The organism is Echinicola arenosa, from assembly GCF_014841125.1.
Taxonomy (GTDB): domain Bacteria; phylum Bacteroidota; class Bacteroidia; order Cytophagales; family Cyclobacteriaceae; genus Echinicola; species Echinicola arenosa.
In genome coordinates this window covers 925,839-940,600 of sequence record NZ_JACYTQ010000001.1, presented here as the reverse complement: position 1 = coordinate 940,600, position 14,762 = coordinate 925,839, and the positions used below count along the sequence as shown (strand labels likewise).

Annotated in this window: 8 protein-coding genes; 6 read left to right on the top strand and 2 right to left on the bottom strand. The window is 40.0% G+C overall.

Annotated elements, in window-relative coordinates; genetic code table 11:
* The first annotated feature begins 39 nt into the window (after positions 1–39).
* From IFO69_RS03520 to IFO69_RS03510, 3 genes are all read left to right on the top strand, one after another.
* Positions 40–1,869 (top strand): DUF3472 domain-containing protein, encoded by a 1,830-nt coding sequence (locus tag IFO69_RS03520; protein WP_192008332.1) that lies wholly within the window; start codon positions 40–42, stop codon positions 1,867–1,869.
* Between the two features lie 29 nt (positions 1,870–1,898).
* Positions 1,899–3,527, top strand: a complete 1,629-nt coding sequence (locus IFO69_RS03515) for a discoidin domain-containing protein (protein ID WP_192008330.1) — start codon at positions 1,899–1,901, stop codon at positions 3,525–3,527.
* Between the two features lie 134 nt (positions 3,528–3,661).
* Entirely contained in the window at positions 3,662–4,765 is a 1,104-nt protein-coding gene (locus tag IFO69_RS03510) for an acyltransferase family protein (protein ID WP_192008328.1), read from the top strand.
* 72 nt (positions 4,766–4,837) lie between these two features.
* Here the strand turns inward: IFO69_RS03510 and IFO69_RS03505 are convergent, their stop codons facing one another.
* Positions 4,838–6,757 carry a peptide-N-glycosidase F-related protein gene (locus IFO69_RS03505; RefSeq protein WP_192008326.1) on the bottom strand — a complete coding sequence of 640 codons (1,920 nt, stop codon included), beginning with the start codon at positions 6,755–6,757 and terminating at the stop codon, positions 4,838–4,840.
* A gap of 82 nt (positions 6,758–6,839) precedes the next feature.
* Entirely contained in the window at positions 6,840–8,258 is a 1,419-nt protein-coding gene (locus tag IFO69_RS03500; RefSeq protein ID WP_192008324.1) for a sulfatase family protein, read from the bottom strand.
* Between the two features lie 325 nt (positions 8,259–8,583).
* Here IFO69_RS03500 and IFO69_RS03495 point away from each other — a divergent pair, with 325 nt between their 5' ends.
* From IFO69_RS03495 to IFO69_RS03485, 3 genes are all read left to right on the top strand, one after another.
* Complete coding sequence (locus IFO69_RS03495) at positions 8,584–9,195, top strand: RNA polymerase sigma factor (protein ID WP_192008321.1); 612 nt, start codon at positions 8,584–8,586, stop codon at positions 9,193–9,195.
* A gap of 898 nt (positions 9,196–10,093) precedes the next feature.
* Positions 10,094–11,122, top strand: coding sequence for a FecR family protein (locus IFO69_RS03490; protein WP_192008319.1), 1,029 nt, complete (start codon positions 10,094–10,096; stop codon positions 11,120–11,122).
* A 170-nt stretch (positions 11,123–11,292) separates the two neighbouring features.
* The gene (locus IFO69_RS03485; protein WP_225443965.1) at positions 11,293–14,751 is read left to right on the top strand and encodes a TonB-dependent receptor; all 3,459 of its coding nucleotides are present in this window, start codon (positions 11,293–11,295) and stop codon (positions 14,749–14,751) included.
* Positions 14,752–14,762: the final 11 nt, after the last annotated feature.

The window sequence follows — 14,762 nt, the reverse complement described above, 5'->3', positions numbered from 1 at the left end:
GCCAACATTTATTGGCCCTGCTTTTTTAACTAAATCTTCATGAAACGATTCAGCTATATATTTATTCCGATATTTGTTTTAATTTTTTGTGTTTCCTGTGCGGCAGAGGATGTCAGTCCAATTATTGATGAGCCTGACTCTACTGAAACTGAGACGGTATATGCTAATAGGCAATTGATTCCTGCTAATAAGTCGTATATGGAACCTTGGGATGGTCAAAACCCTGCGATGAGTTATAATCCTGATTCAGATCAGGACATAGTGGAGAATTGGACATCCGTTGACCATAATTTGGTAGGGTATTATGAAATGACCCCCGGGAAATATATTACGGGCATATCGTTAAAAATTGCTGAAGGGGGAGAGACTAATTTCCAATTGAAAATTACTTCACCCAACGATGAGGGTTTTCAGGAAATTTCCAATGCAGTAGTAAGTGGTTCCGGAAGTTTTCAGGAAACTTTATTTGATACCATCCAAATCAGTCAAAAAGGTTTTTATAGGTTTGAGTTAGACCCTATCTCTAAGACTGGTGCCCAAGTGGCAGAGGTGGATGACTTTATTTTTCTAACTGATCAAGGATCAGCTAGGTATGCCAAATGGTTGTCCTCTCCTTCAGTTCATTTGAGTTTTAAGCCAGGTGATCAAGTTGCTAGGGAGTATGATTGGTTGTATGGAGAAATTAATGTTCCCCAAAATGCTGATCCAATGTATACTTTTTACATGTGCCTGGGATTTTATAGAGGGTACTTTGGGATTCAAGTCAATAGTGCTTCAGAAAGAAGGGTGCTTTTTTCTGTTTGGGATAGCTCAGATGTGCCAGATGATCGGGAAGATGTAAATCCAGAGGATTTGGTGACCTTGGTTGACAAAGGTGAAGAAGTTTATGCAGGTGGTTTTGGCAATGAAGGAACGGGAGGGCAGTCTTATTGGAAATATCCTTGGGAGACAGCTGTTCCTGTGAAGTTTATAATGAATGTCAGAAGGAACAATAATAACACAGTGCTTTTGTCCGCTTGGTTCAAGGATGTGGAGGCTGAAGGCTGGAAATACATGGCCACATGGAGAGCTCCCAAAGAACAGCGTTATTTTGATGGATTCTATTCTTTTTTAGAAAATTTCGGAAACAGAAATGGACAGGAAGTTCGAATGGCTGAATATTACAACATTTGGGGCAAGGAAGTAGGTGGTAACTGGATCAACTTCAATAGGGCCAGTATGACACATACAGATGGTGTACCTGAGGGTAGAGATGATTATGCAGGAGGACTTTTACAAGGATCATCGAGTAAGTTTTATATGAGCTCAGGCGGTTATGCCCATGCTGATGAACAATCTGTAAGCTTTGCAAACATACAAACCAATACACCAGGTGCTGATCTTTCTGTTTTGACGGCTCGAGTAGATGAAGCACTGGACAATCAAGTAATTCCATTTGATAAGGGAAATTGGTCGGTAATTGATTTTTCTTCAGAAGAGACATCCGGTGAAGGGGCTGATAATGGGCGTGCAGCGGATGCCATCGATGAAAACCCAGCTACTTTTTGGCACAGTCAATGGGCTGGCGGTAATCCAGGGTATCCACATTATATCACGTTGGATTTAGGGGGGTCAAAAGAAGCCACTGGACTGATTATACAGAACCGATCCAAACAAAACGGAAGGCCAAAAACCATTAAAGTGGAAGTCAGTTCAGATAACTCCACATGGACTACTTTGGAAACGCTCAGTATACCATTAGATGGAGGTGCTGTTAATTTTGATACTCCTGCCACCTTCCAATACATCAAATTGACAATTACAGAAGGACATCACGATGGAACAGAAAGTGAATTCTTTGTGCATGTCGCGGAAATAGGACTTTACTAAACCAATTTTTAATACTAAAACTAACCACAATGAAAAAAAATCAAATTTTGTATTTTCTACTGTTCTTGGGACTCTATGGTTGTTCTATGGAGAATGTTGAGCCAGATCCTCCCGTGGTGGATGATGAAGAGGAGGAAGAAGAAGTAGTAGTTGATTTGGGCAATTATGTCTCGGATTATAACTATAATTTGAACGTTGTTTATTTTGTTCCTGCAGATATCGAGCCATTAGAAAATTATCACGAGCGGTTATCCGGGATCATGTTGTTTATGCAGGATTGGTTTCGGGATGAAATGACCGAATTGGGCTTTCCCGGCAAAACCTTTGGACTACTGAAGAGTGAAGTAGACCCTGACTATGTAAAAGTGATTGTGGTTCGAGGACAAGGGGGGCAAGATGATTATCCCTATCAGGGAGGGGGGAATGCAGCTGGAAATGAGATCAGGTCCTACTTTAATGCACATCCTGAAGAGGAGGCAGGGGCGCACACTTTGGTGTTTATGCCTAGCCGTACTGGTGAAAATGGTTGGGATGCTGGAGGTGTGCCTTTTTATGGACTTGGAAAGTGGTGCTATGCGCTGGATTACTTAAACTATGATATGAGATATTGGCAGGATGGTAGCAGGCAGGGTGATGAGCTATGGATAGGTGGAACCATTCATGAGTTGGGACATGGCCTGAATTTGCCCCACAACAAGCATAAAGCAACAGATGGCTGGACTTCCATGATGTCTTGGGGGAACCATGAGTTTAATGATACGCCTGATCAAGTGAAGTTGACTTTTGCCGATGCCTTGATTCTTAACAACAATCAAATCATGAACAAAGATGCAGGAAGCGATCACTACCAAGGTGATTTGGGTTTTAACCTGAAATCAATGCGGATTTACGCAGATGGAGAGAACTTATACCTGAAGAGTCGCTTTGAGTCTGATATCGATATCAATGGTGTGATTGTTTACAATGATCCCAAAACAAGCGACGGGGATGGAGATTACAATGCCATTACTTGGGGAACCAAAAATATCATTGATGGAGATAGTATTTCCCTTACCATGCCATTGGCTGGAATTGACCAGGATTTTAAACAATATCCGTTTGAGTTGCGCGTAAGATTCTGTCATGTAAATGGCAATTTTACGGTGCTGAAATATGCTTATGCCTATGAAGGAGGTCAGCCAAATATCGATGAGGAGCTTAAGGAGGTTAATGAAATTTCCAAGGAGAATTGGGCGGTAGTTGATGTCTCCTCGGAAGAGTTGGTCGGTGGCGGTACCAACAAGGGGGCAGCTTCCAATATGTTGGATGGGAAGGATGATACATTTTGGCATTCTCAGTGGTATCATGCTAATCCTCCTTACCCGCACCATTTCACCATAGACTTAACACAGAGCGAAACAGTTCATGGAATGGTGCTTGGTCAGCGGTTGGATAAGTATAATGGTAGGGTGAAAACCATCCATGTCAAAATCAGTGATGATGCCAATAGCTGGACAGATTTGGGTGAATTTTCAGTTGGTGATACTACTAAGGAAATGGTTGATTTTACTTTGTCTCAATCTTTCCGATATATTAAGGTCACGGTTACAGAAGGTCATGACAATGGAAGTGGTGAAAATGTATCCTTCACCCACTTGGCTGAGTTTGGTCTTTACTAACTGCTGTTTTTTATTAATGGGTAGGCTGCTTCGAAATTTCGAGGCAGCCTATTTTGCGTTGATATAGATTGAAAATGAGAAAGGAAATAATGCTAATGTTAGTAAATTAAAGGACACTAACCTTGTTTTCGAACATGCCCGAAATACCTAAAACCTCAAATGATCGACTATTGTCTCTCGATTTTTATCGAGGACTGACCATGTTTCTTTTGATTGCAGAATTTTCCCACCTATTTTCCTATCTGGTTTCTCCTGACTTGGAAGGGACTTTTATTTATGCATTGGGAGAACAGTTTCATCATGTGGAATGGGAAGGTTTGCATTTTTGGGATTTGATCCAACCCTTTTTTATGTTTATTGTAGGAGTGGCCATGCCCCTATCTTTTGCCAAAAGAATGGAGAATGGGGATTCCTACGCCCATCTTAGCAAGCATGCTTACTTGAGGGCCTTTTGGTTATTGATTTTGGGATGGGCCTTGTATTGTATCGGCCCTGGAAGGATAGTTTTTCGCTTTCAGAATGTATTGGCTCAATTGGGAGTTACTTATATTTTGGCTTTTTGGGTTCTTCGTAAATCTCCGGTGATTCAGATTGGTTTTTCTGTTTTGTTGATATTGATCAGTGAGTTGCTGTATAGATTTTTTCCTGTAGAGGGCTTTGATCAAGCTTTTGTTGCAGGGGAGAACTTTGGTGCTTGGTTCAATATATTGATTTCAGGTAAAGAAGATGGAGGTCACTGGGCCATGTTTAATGCCATCCCTACAGCGGCTCATACCATTTGGGGTGTTTGCGCTGGACAATTGCTACTCAGGAAAAGCTCAGATAAGCAAAAGCTCCAGGTGTTATTCTTGGCAGGGCTTTTGGCTTTGATAATTGGTTATGGAATTAGCCCATTAACTCCCATTATTAAGCGGATCTCAACAAGTAGTTTTGTGTTTGCTTCTGGAGGTTGGTCGTTGATTGCTTTGGTTATTTGTTATTGGTGGATAGATGTTCGTAAAAATCAGAGAGGCGTGTGGTTCTTTGCTATCGTCGGACTGAACCCCTTGTTTATTTACCTCTTTGCCCATGTGGGTGGGGCGAACCTGATCCGTGATATTTTACTTCCTTTTTCTAATGCTCTATTTGCATGGATTGGAGAGTTGGGGGCTGCTGTTGTGCTCAGTCTTTTGGTGCTTTTTGCGATGTGGTACATCTGCTTTTGGCTATATAAAAAGAAGATATTCTTCCGAATATAGACAAGGGAGATTATATATATGGATAGAACAAAAAACTCCGGGCTGGATTTAACCCGGAGTTTTTTGTTTCATTTATTCTTTGACGCGTACCCGTTTATTGTACACCACTTTTCCTTTGACATAGACGCGGAAGTAGTACCGGCTTTTGGGGTACCTGCTCAGGTCAAAGGTAAGTCTTCCTTCCTTGAAATCAAGGTAATGATGCTCTTCGACCACTTCTCCACTGGGATCTTTTATCAATCTGATAAAAACTTCTTCAGGGTTGTTGGAAAGGTAATCAAAATAGGTGAAGTCATTGGTTCGGGTAGGAAATACACCCAAGGAGATTTCGTCTTCTTTGATAGGGTCAGTGTTTTCTCCTACTGTAAAATTATAGGTAATGCTGCTGCCAAAGTCAGAATCGAAACTTTTGAGGATTTTGCCTTCTTGGTTGAGTAAGATGGCCTTTCCTCGCCCAGCCTTTGTTTTGTACCAAAACTCCAGGCCATCCCCTCCTTTATCAGTCAGTAGCAACCGATATGCTCCAGAAGGTAAGTGGAGCGAATCTTTATAAGTAGTGTCTGCAGTCAAAGTGCTTAGCGCTCTATCAAAAATGATATCCCCTTTAGCATCAATAATTTTATAAGCATTCTCTTCGGCTGCATGATTGGTTTCCAAATGGAAAATCAAGTTTGGTTCATGAACAGGAGTAAGGGAATAGCTAGAAGTCATTTGGTTGTCTTCAATGTATCCATCTCTTTTTCCATTAGGTTTGCTCAGTTCAAAATGGTATTGCAGTTTTCCCTCTTGTGGGATCAGTCCATCCATTCTGATAGTATCTGTTGCTCCCGGTTTTAAATTGCCTTTCCATTGAAATTTGATCGGTTTTTGACTTTCACCTCCATGAGCAATTTGCAGGCTATTTAAGGTGTTGGCTCCATTGTTTTTGACAATGATGGTGGGGCCAAAAGCAGCTGGGTTTTCTCGGCTGTGGATGGCTTTATTGGAAGGGATAATTACATCTTCAATAGAGACATCATTCTTTTCTACATAAGATTTGTACTGGATCACATAAGCAGAAATCAGTTCGTTGGCGCTTGGCTTGGGAGAGGCATAGTTTTCCATTTGCAGCTGAACCGTTCTAGAAGCTTGGCTGAATTCAAAATCATAAATGTCCGGCTGGATCAAATCACCAGGACACCAGTTCGCGCGATCAAAAATCCAAGTGCCTGCTTGGGGATAAAGTGGATTTTCTCCACATTGTTTCCAGATTTGTCTGCTGGCCATCACTTTCCCATCGAGAAGGAAGTCCCTAAACTTGTTACAAAATTCACCACAGCCATCTGGTCTATCCATACCATGGCCTGTTTGGATGACCCTAAACCGGCCTAGGGATGTTTCACTTTCTTTGGATACGGTAATAGGTTTTAAGGTCTGCTCAATTGGATTTTCTTCATCGCCGTATCTATACTGTCCTTGGTAGATTTTAGTGATAGATATAGGTTCCATGGCAGGCTGGCCTTTTATCATATCGAAGGCCACGGTTACTTTCCATCCACGATCATTATTGGGTTCGTAGCCGGTATGTTTATATTCAATCTCAACACTGTCCCTTAGCAGAAGGCTAAAGTCTGTCACATCAACTGCCCAGTCAAATTCCCAGTCTTCGCCAAAAGCACCACCGTAAGGTGTTAGCATACGTCCGATTTCATAATCCATCATTTCCCCATCTTTCCCCCCGATACGCTTTAAGGTAATGTGATCTACATAATCCCAGTCTGCACAACGCATATTGTCAGGACAGGCGAATTTGATTTTCATGATGATTTTTCGAATGGCTTCATCCTTATCAGGGAAAACAGCCCAATTAGTGTAGGCTTTTTCCCCTTTTGAAGGATCAGTAACCACAGTGATTTTATCATGGCTGATGATTTCCAAGGTATCTGTATTTGCCCCAAAAGTTCTGAAAGAAGTCATCAGAAGAAAGATGACGAGCAGATTGAGATGTTTCATATTAAATGTGATTTACAATATTTATAAATTAAAACCCTCTATACCGAAATATAGAGGGTCCAAATGAAGTGTAGGAAAAGCTTTATTGGTTCTTTAATTCGATCATTTGCTGATTCCAATCCTTATGAATTTTTAGCAATTCTTGAAGTTTATCTGGATGCTGCTTAGCAAGGTTGGTCGTTTCAGTTGAATCAGTAGCCATATTGACCAAGTACAATTTATCATCCTCACCAAATTCAAGTTCTTTTTCAGAATCCCAAGGATTACCATGAAGCTTCCAATCTCCCTTTCGCACCGCCCAAGAATTGGTGGTGCTTTCAGGGTCACCAGTGGCCCAGTGAAGCACATCATGTTGTGAGGGAGCGTTTTTATCTTTGATGATTGGCATCAAGCTCTTACCGTCTATCTCGCCTATATTTGGGATTTCAGTATTGGTCAGCTCAGCCAAGGTAGGCAACCAGTCTATGCTGTTGGCCATTTGGTTTCTGAGTTCGTTAGCCGGTACTGCTTTCGGGTAGCGGATCATGGCAGGTACGCGAATCCCTCCTTCAAGCATACAAAACTTGGCTCCATGGAAAGGGCCATTGTTACCACCGCCAAAGAAGGCTCTTTCTTCAGTGCTATGGCCATGGTCAGATTGGTAAACGATAATGGTATTGTCCAGTTGTCCTGTAGCTTCCAAATGATCCAACACTTCACCGATCATTTCATCAAAAGTGCTGATAAATGCTGCATATTCTTTTCTTGGGCTTGGCGTGTCTTTATAGTGGTCCAACCACTTTTTCTTACCCTGATAAGGGTAGTGAGGCATGTTAATGGCCCAATAAATAAAAAAGGGATCTTCTTTTTCTGGTGTTGTGAACTTCTTTACTTCATCCACCATGAGGTCTCCAAAGAATTCTCCTTGATAATAAACTTCTTCTTCGTCTCTGTAAAGGTCATGCATATTGGGGCCATCCCAAAAAAAGAAATGGGAGAAGTTGTCGATACACCCTCTTTGGTGGCCAAAGAAATAATCAAAACCTTGACCATTAGGTAGTTTTTCTGGACTGTGTCCCAAATGCCATTTGCCAATCAATGCGGTATTGTAGCCTCCTTCTTTGAATACCTCAGCCATGGTGATTTCTTCTGTCGGCAATCCAGATTTAAATTCTGGATCAGCATGAGGCGGGGCCACATTGCCAAACAAACGGGCATGGAAGTTGAATTTACCGGTCAATAGGCTGGCACGAGAAGGAGAGCAAACGGGGGCTGCTGCGTAAAATTGGGTAAATCTGGTTCCTTCACGGGCAATTCGGTTAAGATTGGGTGTTTCTAGGTCTTCAGAGCCAAAGGCATTGATGTCGAAGGTGCCTTGATCATCCGTAAAAATAACCAACACGTTAGGTTTACTTTTTGGCTTGGCTTGCTGAGCGCTTTGTTCATTGCTTTCTTGGCTTTGGCAGGAAAGAAGGGATATTGTTCCGGCAAGTCCTAGAAGGAAGTTTTTGAAATTTCTCATGGATATGAAGATAGGTTATGGCTTTGAAATTTAGTCAGCTTAAGGAAGCTTACTTAATTTTTTTGCTAATTTAAAATCAAATATATCAAATTTTGAAATAAGGTTGTGGCATGTCATTATATGAATTGTATCAATGGTTCTTAATTAATGTCTAAGGCATAAACCCTAAAAGTAGATTTAGGAAAGTATGTAATCTTTCATATCATTTTTTATTAATTTTATTTAGTTTCATTTTTTCTATTATTTGTTATTATTATATTTAAAGGTGATTCGGTTCTGGAAAATTTGTTCAGAATGTGTTTCGAAGCAAGAATATAATATATAAATGTTTAAAGCAGGGAAAGATATAGATAGAGACAAGGTGGAAGCCTTGAAAAAGGGTGATGAATTGGCTTATAACAGCCTATTTAGGAAATACGCCAAGAAAATCTATCACGTCTCCCGAAAAATGCGATTGAGTCATGAAGATGCTGAAGGCGTTGTTCAGGAAGTATTTATCAAAATTTGGAGAAATAGAGAAAATCTGGATCCTTCATTGTCATTCAATGCATACTTAATTACCATAACACGGTCTATCGTCATCAGGCAAATAGAAAGACAGGTGAAGCTTTCTGCTTACAAGGATCATTTGTTCATGACAACCGAGAAAGGACATAATCATACGGAAGACTATGTGATTTTTTCAGACTTGATGGATGAGTCATGTAAAGTGGTGGACAGTCTTCCTCCTCAACAAAAACAAGTCTTTATGATGAAGAATTTTGATCACCTAAGTCTTGATGAAATAGCTGATCAACTTCAGGTTTCTAAAAAGACTGTAAAGAATCATTTTTTCAGAGCTAACAAATCCCTTAAAGAAAAGCTTTTGGGTTCAAAAATAATTTCACTGGTTTTCCTTATTGTTAGCTGTTTGATAGTGAGTGTCAATTCTTTGTAAAAATATTTTCTGTATATCCGCTATCTCACCATTACATTTAACCCTTCAAAACATTCTCTCAAAAACAGCTCAGATCTCACAGAAATGATTGTCTAAACCTTTCTACTGCCCCTGCTAGGTCCATGGAATCTCCGTTGCGGGCGGACAGGCAGTGGGATTCAGGTTACTGGTGTGAAAATGGTCCATATTAATGAATGTAACATTTTTAACATTGACTCTTTAACCCGTATTTAACCCCTAGTTAAGCCGTGTTTATCCCGTGTTTATCCCGTGTTTATCCCGTGTTTCTCTTATCAGTGATTCAGGCTTGTCTACACCTTAAGTCCTGGGAAAACTTGGAAACACACCTTTCAATGTTTTGGTTATAAGAACCTTGGCAATCCTTCTATCCCTCATCGCGATAAGCCAATATTTTTCCAACTATTAAATAGCTGAATGGATGATTTGATTTTTCGAATTGTTGGGGGATCAGATAGCTCAGATAAGATTTTATTTCTTGCCACATATTTCGAGGAACACAAAGGTTGCTATCCTGCTTTGGTCAAATTGTAGCACCGGGCTTTAATAAATGCATACTGAAGAACAGCTACATTGTAAATGCTTGAGTTGATCCATTTAATAGGTTAAACAAGTGATTTACGTGTAAGGAAACATTTTAACAATAGGTATATCCGCAACTGTACCAGAAAAGATAAAAAGCGAATGGAAACGATCGTTTTGTTTGATTGAGATATCCTCTGCTTTAGGCTTCAGTTCTATCTGGCAGTTAGACAGGCTTCCGACCACTTAAGCAAAGGATTTATGGTTACTGGCATCATTGGGGATAATCAGAAAATATTTTAAGCGTACTGGGTCTTTTGTCTACTTCGCGTCTATATAGTATTACAAGGCGAGATAAATGGATAGGTATAAACAATTAAAAGACTTTTTGGAACACAAACTTTCTGAACAGGAATCGAAAGAGTTTGTGGAATGGTTTTTATCCGAAGGGGGGAGAGAAAAACTGTCTGCTGCCATAGATGACGCTTGGGATCAGCCTTATAAAAATGAAAATTATGTAGAGTTAGACATTGAAACATTACTAGAAAAGACTCATCATAAGAAAAATAATGAGGTAATACTAACTCATTCAAAGTCCCATAAGAAAGAAGTTAGGTTAATGGATAATAGGAAAAGATTGTTGGCTTGGAAAATTGCGGCTTCAATGGCCATTGTTTTTTTATTGTCACTTTTAACTTTTAATTTTTTTAAAAAGGTACCTAAAGAGGAAATAATTCAGGAGAAAGTTTTTGTAACGAAATCCAATCCATCTGGTATGAAGACAAAAATTAGGCTTCCTGATGGATCTATGGTGTTTTTAAATTCTGAGAGCAGCATCACCTATCCAAAAGACTTTATTAATGATCGGAAAATAACTTTAATTGGCGAAGCATTTTTTGAAGTGAAGAAGGATAGTTTGCATCCATTTGAGGTGAAAAGCCATAGGTTAATTACTCAAGCCTTAGGTACGTCATTCAACATTAAAGCTTTTGAGGATGAAAAAATTGAGGTGGCACTTTTAACTGGAAAAGTGAGTGTCAGTGATGAAGTGACAGATCAGGTTTTGTTTTTAGACCCTGGTGAAGGAGCGGTGGTAAAGGGAAATTCTCCTTCATTGAAAAAGCAAAAGATAGATATGAAATTTATTACCCAGTGGATGTATGGGGTTTTGGAGTTTAATAGGACTCCATTTCCTGAAATTATCAAAGAGCTGGAAAGATGGTATGGTGTGACCATAACTGTAAAGGGAGATGCGAGCGCTGTAAAAGGTTCAGGCAAGTTTAGGGATGGAGAATCCCTTGATAATGTGCTTGATGTATTGAGCTATTCGATGAGCTTTGACTTTGCTATTGATAAGGATAAAGTAACCATTAAAATAACCCATTAATGCCTATGTATTGAAATTGTATGAAAAGAACCGGAAAGTACGCCAATACTTTCCGGCAACACCGAATTTAGGTATCAACTGCCAACGGTCAATTGATAAGTTGATATTTTATAAAACCCAATGTTTCAATCAAAATCTAAAATATGAATAATTACTTACGAATTTTAATCATGTCAACAAAGTATGCTATTTGTGGCTGCATGATCATGATTTTAGCTATGTCTTCCTTGGCGGCCGTTTCGGCAAGTGCTCAGGCGAAAGATATAGAAGAAGTGATGATTGAGCTCAATACTTCTGAAACGTCGCTAAAGCGATTGTTTGACAAAATTGAGCAAAAGACCGCTTTCAGCTTCTTCTTTACAGATAAAGGAGTGGATTTGAAAATGAAAGTGCATGTAAGCAAAGCACAAGCCTCTGTGGAGGAATACCTTAGGGAAATATCACAGCAGTCGAATTTGAGGTTCAGACAGGTAAATGAAACCATTAGTGTAAGCAGGGTCCAAAAAGAGGGGACTTTGACCTTAGCAAATGAAGTTAGGGAAAAGGAGATTTCAGGAACGATTACCTCAGAAAATGAACCGGAGGGAATACCAGGGGTCAATGTATTACTAAAAGGAACCACTAGAGGGACAGTTACTGATATTGATGGAAAATACACGCTTAGTGTGCCAGAAGAAGGAGCTGTATTGGTTTTTTCTTCAATTGGATATATGTCTCAGGAGGTTGCTGTAGGAGCCAGAACCATAGTTAACGTGATTATGGAAGAAGAAGTGTCAGCCCTTAATGAAGTAGTAGTAGTAGGGTTTGGCTCAAAAGAACGGGAGGATGTAACCGGTGCGGTAACCACGGTAAAGATGGACAAAGTGTTAGGAGATCGTCCGGTAACTGATGCAGCCAAAGCTCTTCAAGGGTCTGTACCTGGGCTTCAAATTACATATGGTAGCGGCCAGCCGGGCTCTGGAACCTCAATCAGTATCAGGGGCTTTGAATCTATCAATCCTGGTTCTGGTCCTTTAGTTTTGGTGGATAATATTCCAATGAGCTTGGATGATGTAAATCCGAGGGATATCGAAAGTGTCAACGTATTGAAAGATGCATCAGCAGCTTCCATTTATGGCGCGGAAGCCGCCTTCGGGGTGATTTTGATTACCACAAAGTCTGGTGGAAAAAATCAACCCATGAAATTAGAATATTCCAATAATTTTGGTTTTACCAAACCAAGTACTTTGCCCCAAAAGGCCTCTCCTTTGGAATTTGTTTCTGCATTGAGAGATTGGGGACAGCAGACTTATTGGACTGGCCAAGATGTAGATACTTGGTTAGGCAACATTAATGAATATAATGCCAATCCAAGTGCTTATCCTGATGGTTATATCACAGATGATAGTGGGCTTCGGTATTATGTACGTGAAAATGACCTTTATGGGGAGTTTCTCGGTGCTAGCGGATTTGAACAAATCCATAATCTGTCCGTAACTGGAGGATCTGAAAAGACTACCTATAGGGCTTCACTGGGGTACAATGATGAAGATGGAATCATGGTCACTGACAAGGATAGCTATACCCGTTATAATGTAAACCTTAATCTAACCACGCAAATAACTCCAAAATTTAGTACGACCTTCAATTCTTTTTATAAGAATGGTCTTAGAACTGGACCGGTGAGTGGAAGCTGGAGTAGTATGTATTATAGCGCAATTAATTTTCATTCTGCAACACCTATAGGAATGGGCGAAATAGATGGAGAAAGTTTACCGTTTGCCACTCCGGCTAATTTGATAAAGTATTCTCCAATGCGTGAAAACTATGATGAGCTGGTCCGTTTCTTCGGCCGGGCTACTTTGAAGCCAATTAGGGGAATGGAATTGAACGCAGAATATACTTTTGAAAAGAAAAGAACAGAAGTACAGGATCCTTCCTATACCCCCACCATGATCAATCCTGCTACTTTGGCAATTTCTCCTTATCAGCCAAGCCAATCTTCTTATTTGACGAATTCTTGGAAGCGTAATTATCATGCAGTAAATCTCTATGGAAAATATAATAAGCAGCTGGGAGATCATGAGCTCAATTTTATGTTGGGGATGAATCAACAGGTTTCTGTAGCTGAATCTTTTAGTGCATCTCGTCAAATGTTGATATCTCCTGACAATCCCGGTCTGTCTACGTCTACTGGTGTTATTAATGTCAATGATGGTTATACAGACTATGGCATTATAGGGTTCTTTGGTAGGGTAGATTATTCCTTGAAAAACAGGTATTTATTGGAGATTAATGGACGTTACGATGGTTCTTCTAGATTCCCTGAAGGCGATCGATTCGGTTTTTTCCCTTCAGTAGCGGCGGCATGGAAAGTAAGCAGTGAGCCTTTTATGGCCGATATAGCACAGTCCATTACCAATTTGAAGCTAAGGGCTTCATGGGGAGAAATAGGAAACCAGGCTATTCAAGACACTTGGGGGAATTACCCTTATTTGCCTACCATGTCTACTTACAACGCAGGATGGATTGATGTGGACGCTGGAACAAGAGCAGTTAGCTTAAGTGCTCCTGACTTGGTGAGTGCGAGCTATACTTGGGAAAGAGTAAGAACGCTTAATCTTGGTGTTGATTTTGGTTTATTTGAAAATAAGTTGTACACAGCTTTTGATTGGTACAATAGGCAGACGTTAGATATGCTAGCGCCAGGCTCTCAATTACCAAATGTTTTGGGGGCAAATGCTCCTTTGCAGAATGTGGCAGATTTGAAGACCATAGGCTGGGAACTCGATATTAAATGGAGAGAAAGACAGGGTGACTTCGATTACAGTGTAGGGTTTAACTTGTATGATAATTCTACTGAAATTACCAAGTTCAAGAACGAAGCGGGACTCTTGAGTCAGTATTATGTCGGACAAATGGCAGGAGAGATTTGGGGTTTTACCACAGACGGTTATTATACAGTCGATGACTTTGTAGAGGGGTCATTAGATGGGAATCTGCTGAATGGACAGCTTAAAGAAGGTGTACCAGCGTACAATGGTGTGAACCAAAATCCTGGAGATATCAAATATGTTGATTTAGATGGAGATGGAGAAATCTTTACAGGTAATAGTACGCTTTCTGACCCTGGTGATCGTTCGATCATTGGTAACTCAAATAGACGATTTGAGTTTGGATTAAATGGATCTGTTTCTTATAAAAACTTTGACTTCTCTTTATTCATACGTGGAATTGGTAAGCGTGATGTATGGATTAGCAATCCAGTTGTATTCCCTTATACCTTTGAATTTACAACCATTTATAAACATCAATTGGATTATTGGACTCCTGAAAATACCAATGCTTTTTATCCAAGAAACTACCCTAATGGTGGAGGTAACTATGGTGGTAATTTAAGGACGCAAACAAAGTACCTTTCAAATGGTGCTTATCTAAGGGTCCAAAATATCACATTAGGCTATTCTCTTAATAAAGCTTTGTTGAGTAAGTTAAAGGTCAGTCGCTTAAGGATGTATGTGTCTGGGGAGAATCTATTCAACTTTGATCATTTGCCTGATGGTTTAAATGCTGAGCTGACCAATGTCAGTCAAGGAGGTAATTACCCTTTTATCAAAAAGGTATCTGTAGGACTTAATGTGACACTTTAAATCAGGAATTA